14 protein-coding genes and 1 pseudogene are annotated in these 16,339 nt (G+C 63.4%); 6 read left to right on the plus strand and 9 right to left on the minus strand.

Translation table 11 applies throughout. From position 1 onward, the window contains the following. Positions 1-8: 8 nt before the first annotated feature. The 3 genes and pseudogenes from QCE83_RS11640 to QCE83_RS11650 all read right to left on the minus strand — a co-directional run bounded on the left by QCE83_RS11640 (position 9) and on the right by QCE83_RS11650 (position 2,673). Positions 9-342 (minus strand): annotated as a pseudogene (locus tag QCE83_RS11640) (hypothetical protein). A 104-nt stretch (positions 343-446) separates the two neighbouring features. Continuing rightward, on the minus strand, positions 447-1,700 hold the full coding sequence (locus QCE83_RS11645; RefSeq protein WP_309809883.1) for a ribonucleotide-diphosphate reductase subunit beta: 1,254 nt from the start codon (positions 1,698-1,700) through the stop codon (positions 447-449). A gap of 754 nt (positions 1,701-2,454) precedes the next feature. Then, a complete protein-coding gene (locus QCE83_RS11650; protein ID WP_309811677.1) occupies positions 2,455-2,673 on the minus strand; it encodes a DUF3820 family protein in 219 nt (72 codons plus the stop codon). Positions 2,674-2,795: 122 nt separating this feature from the next. Here QCE83_RS11650 and QCE83_RS11655 point away from each other — a divergent pair, with 122 nt between their 5' ends. After that, positions 2,796-4,193, plus strand: coding sequence for an MFS transporter (locus QCE83_RS11655; protein ID WP_309809887.1), 1,398 nt, complete (start codon positions 2,796-2,798; stop codon positions 4,191-4,193). Between the two features lie 227 nt (positions 4,194-4,420). Here the strand turns inward: QCE83_RS11655 and QCE83_RS11660 are convergent, their stop codons facing one another. After that, entirely contained in the window at positions 4,421-7,444 is a 3,024-nt protein-coding gene (locus QCE83_RS11660; protein ID WP_309809890.1) for a ribonucleoside-diphosphate reductase subunit alpha, read from the minus strand. 264 nt (positions 7,445-7,708) lie between these two features. On the opposite strand from QCE83_RS11660, the gene QCE83_RS11665 reads away from it, so the two are divergent. Next, on the plus strand, positions 7,709-7,948 hold the full coding sequence (locus tag QCE83_RS11665; protein ID WP_309809892.1) for a hypothetical protein: 240 nt from the start codon (positions 7,709-7,711) through the stop codon (positions 7,946-7,948). An 89-nt stretch (positions 7,949-8,037) separates the two neighbouring features. Here QCE83_RS11665 and ampD read toward each other — a convergent pair whose 3' ends face one another. From ampD to QCE83_RS11680, 3 genes are read right to left on the minus strand one after another with little or no spacing between them, the layout of a single operon-like run. After that, positions 8,038-8,640 (minus strand): 1,6-anhydro-N-acetylmuramyl-L-alanine amidase AmpD, encoded by a 603-nt coding sequence (gene ampD / locus QCE83_RS11670; RefSeq protein ID WP_309809896.1) that lies wholly within the window; start codon positions 8,638-8,640, stop codon positions 8,038-8,040. Beyond that, the gene (locus QCE83_RS11675) at positions 8,637-8,978 is read right to left on the minus strand and encodes a PP0621 family protein (protein ID WP_309809904.1); all 342 of its coding nucleotides are present in this window, start codon (positions 8,976-8,978) and stop codon (positions 8,637-8,639) included. Before QCE83_RS11675 ends, ampD begins: the two co-directional genes overlap by 4 nt. Positions 8,979-9,007: 29 nt before the next feature. Further along, entirely contained in the window at positions 9,008-9,940 is a 933-nt protein-coding gene (locus tag QCE83_RS11680; protein ID WP_309809907.1) for a cytochrome c biogenesis protein CcsA, read from the minus strand. A 121-nt stretch (positions 9,941-10,061) separates the two neighbouring features. On the opposite strand from QCE83_RS11680, the gene ffh reads away from it, so the two are divergent. Together ffh and QCE83_RS11690 are read left to right on the plus strand one after the other, a co-directional pair. Beyond that, a complete protein-coding gene (gene ffh / locus QCE83_RS11685; protein ID WP_309809910.1) occupies positions 10,062-11,429 on the plus strand; it encodes a signal recognition particle protein in 1,368 nt (455 codons plus the stop codon). A gap of 132 nt (positions 11,430-11,561) precedes the next feature. Beyond that, positions 11,562-12,113 carry a hypoxanthine-guanine phosphoribosyltransferase gene (locus tag QCE83_RS11690; RefSeq protein ID WP_309809915.1) on the plus strand — a complete coding sequence of 184 codons (552 nt, stop codon included), beginning with the start codon at positions 11,562-11,564 and terminating at the stop codon, positions 12,111-12,113. Positions 12,114-12,157: 44 nt separating this feature from the next. Here QCE83_RS11690 and QCE83_RS11695 read toward each other — a convergent pair whose 3' ends face one another. Next, positions 12,158-12,769, minus strand: a complete 612-nt coding sequence (locus tag QCE83_RS11695; protein WP_309809918.1) for a MarC family protein — start codon at positions 12,767-12,769, stop codon at positions 12,158-12,160. Then, positions 12,769-14,505, minus strand: a complete 1,737-nt coding sequence (locus QCE83_RS11700) for a proline--tRNA ligase (protein ID WP_309809920.1) — start codon at positions 14,503-14,505, stop codon at positions 12,769-12,771. The genes QCE83_RS11695 and QCE83_RS11700 overlap by 1 nt, the downstream gene beginning before the upstream one ends. Positions 14,506-14,817: 312 nt before the next feature. On the opposite strand from QCE83_RS11700, the gene QCE83_RS11705 reads away from it, so the two are divergent. Together QCE83_RS11705 and QCE83_RS11710 are read left to right on the plus strand one after the other, a co-directional pair. Next, a complete protein-coding gene (locus tag QCE83_RS11705; RefSeq protein WP_309809923.1) occupies positions 14,818-15,471 on the plus strand; it encodes an RNA pyrophosphohydrolase in 654 nt (217 codons plus the stop codon). A 159-nt stretch (positions 15,472-15,630) separates the two neighbouring features. Continuing rightward, positions 15,631-16,200, plus strand: coding sequence for a CNP1-like family protein (locus tag QCE83_RS11710; protein ID WP_309809926.1), 570 nt, complete (start codon positions 15,631-15,633; stop codon positions 16,198-16,200). Positions 16,201-16,339 lie beyond the last annotated feature (139 nt).

The raw sequence follows: 16,339 nt of genomic DNA on the forward strand, positions 1-16,339 counted from the left end.
GATGAGAGTCAGTTCAAACAACACCCTTCGTCAAAACCCGCTTCCCACGTGTCGCCTTTCTCGACAGCGCACGCTACGAAGCGGATTATTCATCGGCGTACGCTGATCCCACCTGCTTACGCTAATGAATACGGCAAGGCGCGCCGTGCCCCGAGGCACCGCGCGCCAAATTGAGTCAGCACCACGTCTTCGTGGCGCCGGCCATCGCTTGATCGAGCCAGCGGGCCTGCCGCTGGCATATTCCGGGGGGAAGTTTGCCCATCCCTTTGCAGGGAATGCACAACGCCTGTCTTCTGTTCGGGCCGATAATCGGCGCGTTGAATTGCTAGGCGCACATTGCATCAGGCGACCGTTCTCCTAAACCTTGTTGGTCCGGGCGCGCGTGAGCGACACGCTGCTGCCCGGCCATCCCATCGATTTCGTCTGCAACACGTCCTGGATTTTTATTATTCCCAGGTCAGCGCGCCGCCGGTTTGATACTCAATCACGCGTGTCTCGAAGAAGTTGCGTTCCTTCTTCAAGTCGATCATCTCGCTCATCCACGGGAACGGGTTTTCCTCGTTCGGGAAGAGCGGGTCCAGTCCGATCTGCTGGCAACGCCGGTTGCAGATGAACCGCAGATAGCTCTTGAACATCGACGCATTCAGGCCGAGCACCCCGCGCGGCATGGTGTCTTCCGCGTAGCGATATTCAAGTTCCACCGCCTGCTTGAAGAGCTCGCGGATCTCGGCCTTGAATTCGGCGGTCCACAGTTGCGGCTCTTCCAGCTTGATCTGGTTGATGAGGTCGATGCCGAAGTTGCAGTGCATCGACTCGTCGCGAAGGATGTACTGATACTGCTCCGCCGCGCCCGTCATCTTGTTCTGGCGACCCAGCGCCAGAATCTGCGTGAAGCCCACATAGAAGAACAGCCCTTCCATGATGCAGGCGAACACGATCAACGACTTCAGCAATTTCTGGTCCGCTTCCAGCGTGCCGGTCGTGAAGGCCGGATCGGTCAGCGTCTGGATGAACGGAATGAGGAACTCGTCCTTGTCGCGGATCGACTTCACTTCGTGATACGCGTTGAAGATCTCGCTCTCGTCGAGGCCCAGCGATTCGACGATGTACTGGTACGCGTGCGTGTGGATCGCCTCTTCGAATGCCTGGCGCAGCAGGAACTGGCGGCACTCGGGAGCGGTGATGTGACGGTACGTGCCCAGCACGATGTTGTTCGCTGCGAGCGAATCTGCGGTTACGAAGAATCCGAGATTGCGCTTGACGATGCGGCGCTCGTCGTCCGACAGACCGTTCGGGTCTTTCCACAGGGCGATGTCGCGCGACATGTTCACTTCCTGCGGCATCCAGTGGTTCGCGCAGCCGGCGAGATACTTTTCCCACGCCCACTTGTACTTGAACGGCACGAGCTGATTGACGTCGGTCTGGCCGTTGATGATGCGCTTGTCGGCGACATTGACGCGGGCCTCGCTCTGCGCGGCGATGGCGCCGGCGGAAGGCGTGGCGGCTGCGGGCGGAACGAAGCCATCGGAGAAGATGTTGGTCGTGTTCGCTTGCGCAGCTTGATGAGTGGCTTGATGAGCATGCGCAACTTGCGTTGCAGCTTGCGTACCGAAAGTCGTGCCTTGAGCGTTACGCAACGCGTTCGGTTGCGGAGCGCTCGAGGGAGCTACGGCAGTGGTCTCGTCATCCCAGTTGAGCATAAATTCTCACCATCAATTTAGATCGGTTTGTACCATCTTTTTCTGAGCGTTAAAAGAGTTTGCTCATGAAAAATCTCGTTTTCTTGCGATTTGGATTCCACGTTGCTACTTGCAAACAACACTCGGCAGAGCGTGATGTGTTTGAAGCCTGATGCGATATCCGTTCAAACGTGTGTGAAGCGATCCTGATCGAGTGACTTCGACGACCTCGCGAGGTCAGTGCAGCGTGCTTCATGCAGCTTCTCTCGCTGCCTTGAGAGCCTTGCCGTGCAAGGCTTTGCGGCTTGGGTACTCAACGCGGCAGTGTCATGCGGACCGTTGTGCCGCGAGCATCGCGACATGCAGCGCGCCCGATGATCGATGCAGCGAAGCGTCGCTCGCTTCATGCATCGACGATGTCGCTCGACGACACTCGATGCGAAACGAAAGATGCGTGAAGAGCGACTGCTTCGCGAGCTGCCCGAACGATGACTCGCATCACGTGTTCTTGCCACTCACTCGCGCGCTTCGATGACCTCGGTTGCATGTCATCGCAGACCCTTCGCTCCACACCTTCGCTTCGCTCGAAACACGCTCGCGGCAGCCTGCTCATATGCCTTGCAAGACCGCTTCAAGACCGCTCGCGCGCTCCGGATTCGTTGCCGAAGTTTAGCATTCGATGCCTCGCTTCCACAATATCTTGTGCTTGCAAAATCCTTCAACACAACCTATAGCGCGTTAACGCAGCGCCTCGAAACACCGCGAAACCGCGCTGTCAGGCCTTCCCGCCACGCAAGGGATCGAGCAGCGAGCGCAGGTTGTTGTGGTCGATCTCATGCATCAACGCGAGCAGCCTGCCGAGCTTGCCCTCTGGAAAACCCTCACGCGCGAACCATGCGAGATAGTGCGCGGGCAGATCGGCGATGACGCGATCCTTGTACTTGCCATACGGCATCTTCATCGTGATGAGTCGTTGCAGGTCTTCCGGTTCCATCGTGTCCTCACGCATTGAGCAATGTTCTTCGCGCCACGTTGCGCACAGCAATCCTTCAGCGACTGCTCCATATCGGTGCCATAATCGCCGCTCTTGCCGCCAAGAGTTGATCGCGATTCGCCATGCCGCTTGCCGTCAAAGCTTTCGTTGCCCCTCTCATCGTCGCATGCGCGATGTTCATGGAAAGCGTCGACGCCAATGTCATCGTCACCGCGATCCCCGAGATGGCCCGCGCCTTCGGCCGCGATCCCGTCACGCTCAAGGTTGCCGTCACGAGCTACGTGCTCGGCCTCGGCGTCTTCATCCCCATCTGCGGCTGGGTCGCCGACCGCTTCGGCGCGCGGGTCGTGTTCCGCACCGCCATCGGCATCTTCGTCGTCGGCTCGCTGCTGTGCGCGGCATCCACGTCGCTCGGACCGTTCACGGTTGCGCGCTTCATCCAGGGCGTCGGCGGCGCGATGATGGTCCCGGTCGGCCGCATCATCATCTTCCGCTCGGTGCGCCGCTCGGAGTTCATCCGCGCGATGAACTACCTCTCGCTGCCCGCCATGCTCGGGCCCGCCATCGGACCGCTGCTCGGCGGCTTCATCACGACCTACCTGCACTGGCGCCTGATCTTCTTCATCAACATCCCGATCGGCATCCTCGGCATCTGGCTCACGAATCGTCATATCGCCAACTCGCGCGAGGAGCATCCGGGACGACTCGACTGGTTCGGCTTCTTCCTCTCGGGAAGCGCCGGCGTGCTGCTGCTGCTCGGGCTCTCGCTCGTCGGCGGCGAACTGATTCCGCAAGGCACTGCCTGGGCGATGTGCGCCGCCGGCGCGCTGCTGGTGGTGCTGTACTGCATCCACGCGCGCGGCGCCGACAAACCGCTGCTCGACCTGCGCTTCTTCCGTGTGCCGACCTTCCAGGCCAGCGTGCTCGGCGGCTCGATGTTCCGCATCGGTCTCGGCGCCGTGCCGTTCCTGCTGCCGCTCGCGCTGCAGGAAGGCCTCGGCATGACCGCATTCAAGTCCGGCGCGATCACTTGCGCATCGGCGTTCGGCGGCATGTTCATGCGCTCGCTCGCCTCGCGCGTGCTGCATCGCTTCGGCTTCCGGCAGACGCTGTTCTATAACGCGGCGCTGTCGGGCATCGCGATTGCGGCGTGCGGTGCGTTCTTCCCCGGCACGCCCGCGTGGGTCATCTGGGCGGTCGTGCTGCTCGGCGGCTTCTTCCCCGCGTTGCAGTTCACGAGCCTCAACTCGCTTGCCTATGCGGAGATCGAAACGCGCGACGTCGGCCGTGCGACCAGCCTCGCGAGCTTCGTGCAGCAAGTGTCGCTGGGTCTTGGCGTGACGGTCGCGGGCATCACGCTGGAGTTGTCGCAATATCTGAACGGCCATGCCACCGTGCAGTGGTCCGATTTCTGGCCGGCGTTTTTGGTCGTCGGCCTGTTCTCCTTCTTCTCGATGCCGATCACCGCGCGCCTCGCGCACGATGCGGGTACCGAGATCTCGCGGGGTACGCGCGGCTGAGTGCTCGGGAGTTCGACCGGGCGCTGATTGCCTGCGTGGTGCCCGTCGGCGCGACGTTGAGCTTCGCCTGCGTCGCTCTGCCTGCGTGCCCTCCTCCGTCACACCCTTCGCAGCCGACCCATCGCGCCCGCGACAATCCAACCCGCACCGCACCACAAAACAAACGGGCCGGCACCGGAGCGAAACGCTGCTCCGATGCCGGCCCGCCTGACCGGCTCAACCTGCGCTTACTGGCAGGCTTCGCACTCGTCGAAGCCCGGATCGCCCGGACGCATCATGCACACGGGACCGTCCGCTTCCGGCGCCGTCTCGACCGCCTGCGCGCTCGCTGCCGCCGCGTTGAAGCCGCCGTTGCCCGCCGCGGAGGCGCCATTCACGCCGCCGCCAAAGCCGCCGTTCGCACCCGAGGCGCCATGGCCGCCGTTGCCGCCGTTGCCCGACGGCACCGCGTTCAGCGCGCCGTGCGCGACCGTCGACTTCTCGACGTGCGTCGCCGCCATCGTGCGGAGGTAGTACGTGGTCTTGAGGCCGCGAACCCACGCGAGCTTGTAGACCTCGTCGAGCTTCTTGCCTGACGCGCCTGCCATGTAGATGTTGAGCGACTGCGCCTGGTCGATCCACTTCTGACGACGCGACGCCGCTTCGACCAGCCACTTCGGATCGACTTCGAAGGCCGTTGCGTAGATCGCGCGCAGGTCAGCCGGAACGCGGTCGATGCGCGACAGCGTGCCGTCGAAGTACTTCAGATCCGACACCATCACTTCGTCCCACAGCCCGCGCGTCTTCAGGTCGCGGACGAGGTAGTCGTTCACCACCGTGAATTCGCCCGACAGGTTCGACTTCACATACAGGTTCTGGAAGGTCGGCTCGATGCACGCCGACACGCCAATGATGTTCGAGATGGTCGCCGTCGGCGCAATCGCCACGCAGTTCGAGTTGCGCATGCCGTAGGTGGAAATGCGCGAACGCAGTTCCGGCCAGTCCATCGATTCCGACGCATCCACTTCCACGTAGCCGCCACGCGCTTCAGCCAGCAGCTTCAGCGAATCCTGCGGGAGGATGCCGCGATCCCACAGCGAGCCGCGATAGGTCGCGTAACGGCCGCGCTCTTCCGCCAGTTCCGTCGACGCGTAGTAGGCGTAGTAGCAGACGGCTTCCATCGAGCGATCGGCGAACTCCACGGCTTCGTCCGATGCGTACGGCGTGCGCAGCAGATGCAGGCAGTCCTGGAAGCCCATGATGCCCATGCCGACCGGACGATGCTTCAGGTTCGAGTTACGCGCCTTCGGCACCGCGTAGTAGTTGATGTCGATCACGTTGTCGAGCATGCGCATCGCGACGCTGATGGTGCGCTTGAGCTTCGCCTGGTCGAGCGCGTAGCTGCCGTCGGCCTGCTTGACCATGTGCGCGACGAGGTTCACCGAGCCCAGGTTGCAGACGGCGATTTCCGTGTCGCTGGTGTTCAGCGTGATTTCCGTGCACAGGTTCGACGAATGCACGACGCCGACGTGCTGTTGCGGCGAGCGCACATTGCACGGATCCTTGAACGTGATCCACGGATGGCCGGTCTCGAACAGCATGCCCAGCATCTTGCGCCACAGTTGCGCCGCCGGAATCTTCTTGAACAGCTTGAGTTCGCCGCGCGCGGCTTTCTCTTCGTAAGCCGTGTACGCCTTCTCGAAGTCCGCGCCGAACAGGTCGTGCAGGTCCGGGCAGGTGGACGGCGAGAACAGCGTCCAGTCGCCGCCTTCCATGACCCGCTTCATGAACAGGTCGGGAATCCAGTTCGCCGTGTTCATGTCGTGCGTGCGGCGGCGGTCGTCGCCGGTGTTCTTGCGCAGCTCGAGGAATTCCTCGATGTCCAGGTGCCACGTCTCCAGGTACGCGCACACCGCGCCCTTGCGCTTGCCGCCCTGGTTCACGGCCACGGCCGTGTCGTTCACCACCTTGAGGAACGGCACCACGCCCTGCGACTTGCCGTTCGTGCCCTTGATGTGCGAACCGAGCGCGCGCACGCGCGTCCAGTCGTTGCCCAGGCCGCCTGCGAACTTCGAGAGCAGCGCGTTTTCCTTGAGCGCCTCGTAGATGCCGTCGAGGTCGTCGGCGACCGTCGTCAGGTAGCACGACGACAGCTGCGAGCGGTGCGTGCCCGAATTGAACAGCGTCGGCGTGGACGACATGAAGTCGAACGACGACAGCACGTTGTAGAACTCGATGGCGCGCGCTTCGCGGTCGATTTCGTTCAGCGACAGGCCCATCGCGACGCGCATGAAGAATGCCTGCGGCAGTTCGATGCGCGTGCCTTCGACGTGCAGGAAGTAGCGGTCATACAGCGTCTGCAGGCCGAGGTAGCCGAACTGCAGGTCGCGATTCTGGTCGAGCGCGGCGCCGAGGCGCTTCAGGTCGAACTGTTGCAGCTTGTCGTCCAGCAGGCCGGCTTCGATGCCGCGCTTGATGAACTGCGGGAAGTATTCGGCGTAACGCTCGCCCATGTCGGCCTGCGTCACTTCCTCTTGAAGGATTTCGCGGCGGATCGTGTGCAGCAGGATGCGGGCGGTGACCTGGCTGTAGGCCGGGTCCTTCTCGATCATCGTGCGCGCGGCGAGGATCGCGGAGTCGTAGACCTGCGACATCGGCACGCCGTCGTACAGGTTCTTCACCGTTTCCGCGAGGATCGGGTCGGCCGACACGGCGTCGCCCAGGTTCGCGCAGGCGGAGGCGATCAGCGCCTTCAGTGCGTCGAGGTCCAGCGGACGCGTGACGCCGTTGTCGGTCACGTTGATGACGCCGCCTTCATGCGACTGCGCGTTCGGGTTGGCCGAACGTTCCTGCGAACGCTGCTGCGTGCGCTTCTCGCGATACAGCACGTAGGCACGCGCGACGTTGTGCTCGCCGCCGCGCATCAGCGCGAGTTCGACCTGATCCTGGATGTCTTCGATATGGAACGTGCCGCCGTGCGGACGGCTGCGCACGAGCGCGCGCACGACCGCCTGGGTCAGTTGCTCGACGAGCTCGCGCACGCGCGCGGAGGCGGCGCCCTGGCCGCCGTTCACGGCGATGAACGCCTTGGTCACCGCGATCGCGATCTTCGACGGCTCGAACGACACCACGCTTCCGTTGCGACGGATGACCTTGTAGTCGGCGAACGTCGTGTTCGGCGCGAGCGCCTGGGCGCTCACGGGCTGCGCGCCGCCCATCGGCTGGGTGGATGCGCCTTCGAAGGAAGTCGTGGCGGTGTCGGTGGTTTGCATGTGCAAAACTCCTGGTGTTCGAATGGTGCGGATGGTCCGCGGATTTATCACTTATGCCGCGCGTGCGTCATGCGTTGTCATGAGTCGTCATGCGGCGCGCGGTGTTTTGGCGGTAAAGCCGGGCTGTGAATGCAGCAGGCTCTGGAACGCGATTCGCGGCGATGGCGGCCCGCATCGTTCTTGGCGTCCATGCGGTGCCCGCGTTGGCGCGCGGTGTCGGTCGACGCAACTCGCCCCCCCTTGCATGCTTCTTCACGGTGCTGCTTGCTGGCGCTCGATGCCCGCGCGGCCTCTTTCGCAGCGAAACCTGCATTGAAAGAAACCGCCTCGCGCACCGCCCCGGGCCAGCCAAACTTCTTCTACGCCGGAAAGCCAACGGCGCCGGCTCAAGGAGCGGGCGCCGCTTCAACAACACAAGATCTAGTGCAAATTACGTCGGTCGGCACCAAGTATAGTGGGCATCCGCGCAGTCTCAAAAACTTTTTTCTGCTTCATTGGGATTGACTTTTTCCGCCTCAAGCGCGGTAAAGGTATCGCGCGTCTCCGTGCTGCGTCGCAACGAGAAAAATCTTGCTCGATGTCAGCAAGCCGGCTCAGTCGCGCGGCAGGAACGGGAAGAACGAGGGCGGCAACGCGCTGTCATGACGCAGGCGCGGCCAGTCGAAGTGCGGGCCGGGATCGGTCTTGCGTCCCGGCGCGATGTCGGAGTGCCCGGCGAGCGCGTCGATGGGATAGCGCTTCACGAGCAGGCTTACGAGCGGGCCGAGCGCGTCGTATTGCGCGTCCTCGAAGGGCAGGCGGTCGCTGCCCTCCAGCTCGATGCCGATGGAAAAATCATTGCAGCGCTCGCGTCCCCGAAACGACGAGACGCCCGCATGCCACGCGCGTTCGTCGCAGGAAACGAACTGCTGGATCTCACCGTTGCGGCGAATGACGAAGTGCGCCGACACGCGCAGGCCGCGCAGTTGATCGAAGTACGGATGCGCGTCGTGATCGAGCCGGTTGAGGAAGAAGTCGGCGATGGCGTTCGTCGTGAAGTCGTCGGGCGGCAGGCTGATGTTGTGCACGACGATGAGCGTCGGCGCCGCGTTGCCCGGACGCGCCTCGAAGTTGGGCGACGGCAGGCGCCGCGCGTTCGTGAGCCAGCCCTGCCCGTCGATGTGCGCCGGGTCCGTGCTGCTGCCGCCTGTGTTCATCGCGCGTCGCGGCCCGTCGGACGGTTGGCGTGGGCGCGCGCGTGATCGGCGCAGCAGAAGCGCTCGCCCGCGACGACGATCGCCTCGCTGCGCGGCGTGTGCACGCCGCATTGCGCGCATTGGATCAAAGGATCGGCGAGTTGCGGCGGCTGGGCTGCCGAGGCGCCCGAGCCGTTGCCGTTGCGCGCGCGGCCCGCGCCGCCGCCGCTGAAGCCACCTGCGCTCGCGCCGCCGGCCGCGGTGTCGCCCTGTTGCGCGCGCTCGTTCGCGCGGCGCAGCTTCTTCAAAAGCCACTGGCTCAGGAAGAACAGGACGATAAGAAAGAAGAAATTTCGCATGAGTACGGTCAGAAAGAAGAACGCGCCGCTCAGACCACCGCGCGATGCAGCAGCACTTCGAACACGAAGCGGCTGCCGACGTAGGCGAGCAGCAGCGCGGCGAACGAAGCCAGCACCCAGCGCAACGCGGCGCGTCCGCGCCAGCCGGAGATGCGGCGCGCGGTCAGCAGCGCGCCGAACATCAGCCACGAGAGAAACGCGAACACGGTCTTGTGATCGAGGCGCAGCGCGCGGTCGACCAGTTGCTCATTGAACGCGATGCCCGACACGAGCGTGAGCGTGAGCAGCACGAAGCCTGCCGCGATCAGCCGGAACAACAGCTTCTCGAGCGTCAACAGCGGCGGCAGCGTGTCGAGCCAGCTCGCGAGCCAGCCGTTGCCCGTGTGACGCGTGGCCATCCCGCGCATGCGCTGCAGGCGGCGTTCGAGCATCAGCATCAGCACGGCGTGCAGCGCGGCGATGGCGAACAGCCCGTAGGCAATGTTGGCGATCAGGAAATGCACCTTGAACATCGGCGCGGCGGAATACGACAGCACGCGCACGCCGCCGAACAGCAATGGCATCAGCGACGCGATGCACGCGAGCGGCAGCACGAGCAGACGCAGGCCGTCGAGCGGGAAGAAGAAGCTTTCGATCCAGTAAATGCCCGCGCCGAGCCAGAACATCGCGGAGAGCGCGAACGCGAAGCCGAAGATCATCGCGTTCTGGGGAAAGATGGTGGTGTGCAGCAAGACGCCATGCACCAGCAACGCCACTAATAATAGTGAGCGTCCGACGCCGCTCATGCCGGACGCCTTCGACTGTGTCGCCGCCGGGACGGAAGACGGCACCGCCGCCCCAAAACCCGCCGGCGGCATGCCCGCCAGCGCCGGCTCCACGGCCGGGTGGCGATGCGCGCGCCAGCCCGCCACAGCAAGGCCGCCGTAGAGAAGCGCAGTGAGGGCATACAGTACAATATCCATGTTCGAAGTTTACACTAGGCCCCTGAGTCACGACGTTTTGCCCCTTGCGCCAGCGCGGGGCGGAACCTGAGCCGGCGTACGACACCGCGCCGAAAAAGGCCCCCTTTCCTACCGTTTCCCCATGCTCGATAACCTCACTCAACGGATGGCGCGCGTCGTCAAGACGCTGCGCGGCGAGGCCCGCCTCACTGAAGCCAACACCCAGGAGATGCTGCGCGAGGTGCGCCTCGCACTGCTCGAAGCGGACGTGGCGCTGCCGGTGGTGCGCGAGTTCATTGCGAAGGTGAAGGAGAAGGCGCTCGGCGAGGAAGTGCTGTCGAGCCTGTCGCCGGGACAGGCGCTCGTCGGCGTCGTCCAGAAGGAACTGACGGCCGTGATCGGCGGCGATTACGAAGGCAAGGCCGCCGAACTGAATCTCGCCGTCACGCCGCCCGCCGTGATCCTGATGGCCGGTCTGCAGGGCGCCGGCAAGACCACCACCTCCGGCAAGCTCGCCAAGCTGCTGCGCGAGAAGCAGAAGAAGAAGGTCCTGACCGTTTCCGTCGACGTGTACCGTCCCGCCGCCATCCGTCAGTTGCAGACGGTGACCGAACAGGTCGGCGCGGACTTCTTCCCGTCCGAACCCGACCAGAAGCCCGCGGATATCGCGCGCGCAGCCATCGACTGGGCGAAGCGTCACTTTCATGATGTGGTGATCGTCGATACGGCCGGCCGTCTCGGCATCGACGAAGCCATGATGAAGGAGATCAGCGAGCTGCACGGGCTGCTCAAGCCCGCCGAGACGCTGTTCGTCGTCGACGCCATGCTCGGTCAGGATGCCGTCAACACCGCGAAGGCCTTCAATGACGCGCTGCCGCTGACCGGCGTCGTGCTCACCAAGCTCGACGGCGATTCGCGCGGCGGCGCGGCGCTCTCCGTGCGTCACGTCACCGGCAAGCCGATCAAGTTCGTCGGCGTCGCGGAAAAGCTCGACGGCCTCGAAGTCTTCCATCCGGACCGCATGGCGAACCGGATCCTCGGCATGGGCGACATCCTCGCGCTGGTCGAGGAAGCGCAGCGCGGCGTCGATACGGCAGCCGCGCAGAAGCTCGCCGACAAGGTCAAGAAAGGCGGCGACTTCGACCTGAACGACTTCAAGGCGCAGCTCTCGCAGATGAAGAAGATGGGCGGGCTGTCGTCGCTGATGGACAAGCTGCCCGCGCAGTTCCAGCAGGCCGCGCAAGGCGCGGACATGAACAACGCCGAAAAGCAGATGCGCCGCATGGAAGGCATCATCAATTCGATGACGCGCCAGGAACGCGCCAAGCCCGAGCTCATCAAGGCCGCGCGCAAGCGCCGGATCGCGGCGGGCGCGGGCGTGCACGTGCAGGAAGTCAACCGCATGCTCAATCAGTACGAGCAGATGCGCGGGATGATGAAGAAGCTGAAGGGCGGCAACCTGCAGAAGATGATGCGCGGCATGAAGGGCATGATGCCGGGCATGCGCTGAGCTTCGCGTCCTTGAACCCGCGCTGCGCTCGTCCGACGCGGCACACTGCACACGGCGGGCGCGGGTTTATCATGTGGCGCACGCCGCCGTTTTTTTCCACACTAAGAAGTCTGCCTTTCCCCCGCTTGCCCTATGAATCGCGAAGAAGCCCTGCACATTTTCAGCCATTCCGAAGAGATCGTGACGGCCGCTGAAGTCAACGCCTCGATCGGCAAGATGGCCACGGCCATCAAGGCGGCGACGCAAGACGACTTCCCGCTGGTGCTCTCGGTCATGGGCGGCGCGGCCGTGTTCACCGGCATGCTGCTGCCGCATCTGGATTTCCCGCTCGAGTTCGATTACATCCACCTGACGCGTTATCGCAATGCCATCAAGGGCGGCAGCGAGATGCAATGGCGCGTGGCGCCGGCGGAATCGGTGAAGGATCGCACGGTGCTCGTGCTCGACGACATCCTCGACGAAGGCGAGACCATGGCCGCCATCCGCGACCGCATCATGGCGATGGGCGCGAAGACGTTTCTGTCGGCAGTGCTGTGCGAGAAGATCATTCCGAAGGCCAAGCCGCTGCGTCCGGATTTCTGCGGCTTCGAAGTGCCGGACCGCTATGTGTTCGGCTGCGGCATGGACGCCAAGGGCTACTGGCGCAATCTGCCGACCATCCGCGCGCTGACCGAAGGCGCGTGAGGCTTGTTCGCCCCCAATGAAAAAGCGGCCTCGGCCGCTTTTTTTTATAGCTGATGCACGAAGGTGCGTATGCCGGTGAGCATCATCTCGACGGAAATCGCCACCAGCACGAGCCCCATCAGCCGCTCGAACGCCGTCACCACGCGCTCGCCGAGCCATTGCTGGATCTTCTCCGCGAGGATCAGCACGACGGCGCAGACGAGCATCGTCACCGTCAGCGCGCCGATCCACTCGAACATCTTGCCGGGCGCCTGCGAGGTCAGCAGCATCACCGTTGCAAGCGCCGACGGCCCCGCCAGCGCCGGAATGGCAAGCGGCACGATGAGCGGCTCGCCGCCGCGCGAGTCGCCGCTTTTCGCGCCCCCGATGGCGCCGTCCGGATGCGGAAAGATCATCCGCAGCGCGATCAGGAACAGCACGATGCCGCCGGCGATGCGCAATGAAACATCCGTGAGGTTCATTGCGCGCAAGAAGCGGTCGCCTGCCAGCATGAACACCAGCAGGATCACGAACGCAATCGCCACTTCCCGCAGCACGACCACACGGCGCCGCTCTTTCGCGACGCCGCGCAGCGCGTTGATGAAGATCGGAATGTTGCCGAGCGGATCGGTGATCAGCAGCAACAGGATCGTCGCCGACAGGAAGTTGTATTGCATTACTTCCCGAGCGCGGCCCGGACCTTGCCCGTCACGACGGCGGCCGCTTCCTCGACCGGCAGCAGCGTGGCTTCGGTATCGCGACGGCCCTGGTACTCGAGCTTGCCTTCCTTGAGCCCGCGGTCGCCGATCACGATGCGATGCGGCACGCCGATCAGTTCCCAGTCGGCGAACATCACGCCCGGGCGCTCGCCGCGATCGTCGAGAATCACGTCAATGCCGGCTTGCTGCAGGTTCGCATACAGCGCGTCGGCCTGCTCGCGGACGGCGTCGCTGCGGTCATAGCCCATCGGGCAGATCACCACTTCGAACGGCGCGATGGCTTCCGGCCAGATGATGCCGCGCTCGTCGAAGTTCTGTTCGATCGCCGCGCCCAGCACGCGCGTCACGCCGATGCCGTAGCAGCCCATCTGCATCGGCGCGGGCTTGCCGTTTTCGTCGAGGAACGTGGCGCCCATCGCGTCCGAATACTTCGTGCCGAGCTGGAACACGTGGCCCACTTCGATGCCGCGGCAGATTTCGAGCGTGCCCTTGCCATCCGGCGACGGATCGCCCGCGACGACATTGCGGATGTCCGCCACTTCCGGTTCCGGCAAATCGCGGCCCCAGTTCACGCCGGTGGTATGGAAATCGACTTCGTTCGTCCCGACGACGAAGTCGCTCATGTTCGCGACCGTGCGGTCGGCGATCACGCGCACCGGCTTCTTCGTGTTGAGCGGACCGAGGTAGCCCGGCGGCGTGCCGAACCATTCGACGATCTCGGCTTCGGTCGCGAAGCGGTACTCCTTGAGGCCCGGCAGCTTGTTGGTCTTGATGTCGTTGAGCGAGTGATCGCCGCGCAGCATCAGCAGCCAGATGGTCGGTTCAGCGCCTTCGTTTTCCGTCGCGAGAATGATCGACTTGATGGTCTTCTCGAGCGGAATGTTCAGCAGCTGCGCGACGGCCTCGCACTTGGCGGCGCCCGGCGTCGGCGTCTTCTTCAGTTCTTCCGTGGGCGCGGCGCGCTGCGCGATGAGCGGCAGCGCTTCCGCGGCTTCGACGTTCGCCGCGAATTCGGAAACCGGGTTATAGGCGATGTCGTCCTCGCCCGTTTCGGCGATCACGTGGAACTCGTGCGAACCGCTGCCGCCGATGGAACCGTTGTCCGCCGCCACCGCGCGGAACTCGAGGCCGATGCGCGTGAAGATGCGCACGTAGGCGTCGTACATCTTGCGATACGACTCGGCGAGGCCGTCGAGGTCCTTATCGAAGGAATACGCGTCCTTCATGATGAACTCGCGGCCGCGCATCACGCCGAAGCGCGGACGGATCTCGTCGCGGAACTTGGTCTGGATCTGATAGAAGTTCACCGGCAACTGGCGATAGCTCTTGATATCGCGGCGCGCGATGTCGGTCACGACTTCCTCGTGCGTCGGGCCCATCACGAAGTCGCGTTCGTGGCGATCCTTGAAGCGCAGCAGTTCCGGACCGTATTGTTCCCAGCGCTTCGATTCCTGCCAGAGTTCGGCGGGCTGCACGGCGGGCATCAGCAGTTCGAGCGCGCCCGCGCGGTTCATCTCTTCACGCACGATGGCTTCGACCTTGCGCACCGATCGCAGGCCGATCGGCATGTAGTCGTAGATACCGCCCGCGACGCGGCGGATCATGCCGGCGCGCATCATCAGCTTGTGGCTGACGATCTCGGCGTCGGCGGGAGCTTCCTTGAGAGTGCCGATGAAGAAACGGGATGCTTTCATTCAATTTTTCCAAAAGCGGCGCGTGCTGCGCTGCGGGTGAGCGCCGAAGCAGGCGAAACGAGGGTGAACAACGGAAACGGTCGACGGCGTTGCATGGGGCCGGAGCCGGGTCTTGCGCCGGCTACGTGCCTGTTACTGAAGCGAAGATTTTGCCGCCTTCCGGGTGGTCTGGCAAAGCGTCCGGCACAGCGTCTGGCGCAGCGTTGCAGACGCGGCGCCGGATTCGTGCCCCGAATTGGGGTTCCTGCCGGTGCGCCAGGCCCGTTAACTGTTTATAATCAAAGCAATTTTAAAGGATTCGAAGGTGGTTGTATGCTGGATCGTGAAGGCTTTCGCCCGAACGTCGGCATCATCCTCTTGAACGCGCGCAACGAAGTGTTTTGGGGTAAGCGACTGCGTGAACATTCCTGGCAGTTTCCGCAAGGGGGTATCAAATACGGCGAGACCCCCGTGCAAGCGATGTATCGGGAGTTACACGAAGAAACCGGTTTGCTTCCTGAACACGTGAAGGTCATGGGTCGCACCCGTGACTGGCTGCGTTATGAGGTGCCGGACAAGTTCATCAAGCGCGAGGTGCGCGGACATTATCGCGGTCAGAAACAGATCTGGTTTCTGCTGCGCATGGTGGGCCGCGATTGCGACATCTGCCTGCGTGCGACGGACCATCCGGAGTTCGATGCCTGGCGCTGGAACGAGTATTGGGTACCGTTGGATGCGGTCATCGAGTTCAAGCGCGACGTTTATCAACTGGCTCTCAACGAGCTGTCCCGCTTCCTGCGGCGCACCAACTCCCGCGGCGAACGCGGCGAGCGAGCCGCGCATCATGGGGCGCGCTATCCACGCGTGCTCCAGACGATAACGATCGAAGCACCTGCGGTAACTGCCTCCGGCGCGGCAGTTCAGGCAGAATGCACGGTCAGCGAAGAAGTGACGGTGATCGTGCAGCAGCGTTCACCGTGCGACTGAGTTCCCTTGTTTCAGGTTCTCGGTTCTTCGCACACTTTGACACTCGGCATGACTTGAAGCGGCAGCCCGGCGATACACTCGCCGGGCTGTTGTTTCCATTTCGCCTTTAGCGCCGGGCGGGGTGCTCGAAGCCCGCGCGCATGTTTCCGGGAAATCCAATTGAAAGTCACAGCTTCACTCGCGTTGCTCGCGGCATCCACGGCCGCACTCGCCGTGCTCGCCGGCTGCTCAAGCTCCAAGACGCCGACGAATCAGGATGACGGCGTCTTCACCTATCTGCTCGACCGCAAGACCACCTGGGCCGAAGACAAGATCGACACGATGCCGCCGCTGCCGAAGGAAGCGAATCTGCTGCCCTTCAACGTGTCGCAGAACACACCGCTCAACTTCGCCGTCGACAAATCCACGCTGACCGTCGGCAATGATGGCGTCGTGCGTTATGTGGTCGTCGTCACGAGTCCGGCCGGGGCGCGCAACGTCAACTATGAAGGCATCCGTTGCGACACTTACGAGTGGCGCCGCTATGCCAGCATCAATGACGATCAGAACGGCTGGGACCAGGGCGCCGCGTTCGACTTCAAACGCATCGAGAATGGCGAACTGAACGCCTACCAGGCCGCGCTCTATCAAGACTACTTCTGCACGAGCAAGCTGGTGGTTGGCACGGCCAAGCAGATCGTCGAGAACATCCAGTACAAGCGCACGCAGCGTTCGATCAACACGCGCTGATCACGGCCGCCACGCATGAAAAAGCCCGCTGACCTTCCGGTGAACTGACCCCGCAAAGTTGGACAGTTTTAGGCTAGGGCCGTGAGGGCTGAGTTCTGTACATCACAGGACTCAGCCCTTTTAGCTTCAGCTTGATGCG

The sequence above is a fragment of the Caballeronia sp. LZ034LL genome (assembly GCF_031451215.1).
In the GTDB taxonomy this organism is placed as follows: domain Bacteria; phylum Pseudomonadota; class Gammaproteobacteria; order Burkholderiales; family Burkholderiaceae; genus Caballeronia.

What these genes read in the sequence shown, in the direction of transcription:
- QCE83_RS11645 (WP_309809883.1), bottom strand. Translation starts at nt 1,700, where the DNA reads ATGCTCAACTGGGATGACGAGACCACTGCCGTAGCTCCCTCGAGCGCT.
- QCE83_RS11650 (WP_309811677.1), bottom strand. Translation starts at nt 2,673, where the DNA reads ATGGAACCGGAAGACCTGCAACGACTCATCACGATGAAGATGCCGTAT.
- QCE83_RS11655 (WP_309809887.1), top strand. Translation starts at nt 2,796, where the DNA reads ATGCCGCTTGCCGTCAAAGCTTTCGTTGCCCCTCTCATCGTCGCATGC.
- QCE83_RS11660 (WP_309809890.1), bottom strand. Translation starts at nt 7,444, where the DNA reads ATGCAAACCACCGACACCGCCACGACTTCCTTCGAAGGCGCATCCACC.
- ampD (WP_309809896.1), bottom strand. Translation starts at nt 8,640, where the DNA reads ATGAACACAGGCGGCAGCAGCACGGACCCGGCGCACATCGACGGGCAG.
- QCE83_RS11675 (WP_309809904.1), bottom strand. Translation starts at nt 8,978, where the DNA reads ATGCGAAATTTCTTCTTTCTTATCGTCCTGTTCTTCCTGAGCCAGTGG.
- QCE83_RS11680 (WP_309809907.1), bottom strand. Translation starts at nt 9,940, where the DNA reads ATGGATATTGTACTGTATGCCCTCACTGCGCTTCTCTACGGCGGCCTT.
- ffh (WP_309809910.1), top strand. Translation starts at nt 10,062, where the DNA reads ATGCTCGATAACCTCACTCAACGGATGGCGCGCGTCGTCAAGACGCTG.
- QCE83_RS11690 (WP_309809915.1), top strand. Translation starts at nt 11,562, where the DNA reads ATGAATCGCGAAGAAGCCCTGCACATTTTCAGCCATTCCGAAGAGATC.
- QCE83_RS11695 (WP_309809918.1), bottom strand. Translation starts at nt 12,769, where the DNA reads ATGCAATACAACTTCCTGTCGGCGACGATCCTGTTGCTGCTGATCACC.
- QCE83_RS11700 (WP_309809920.1), bottom strand. Translation starts at nt 14,505, where the DNA reads ATGAAAGCATCCCGTTTCTTCATCGGCACTCTCAAGGAAGCTCCCGCC.
- QCE83_RS11705 (WP_309809923.1), top strand. Translation starts at nt 14,818, where the DNA reads ATGCTGGATCGTGAAGGCTTTCGCCCGAACGTCGGCATCATCCTCTTG.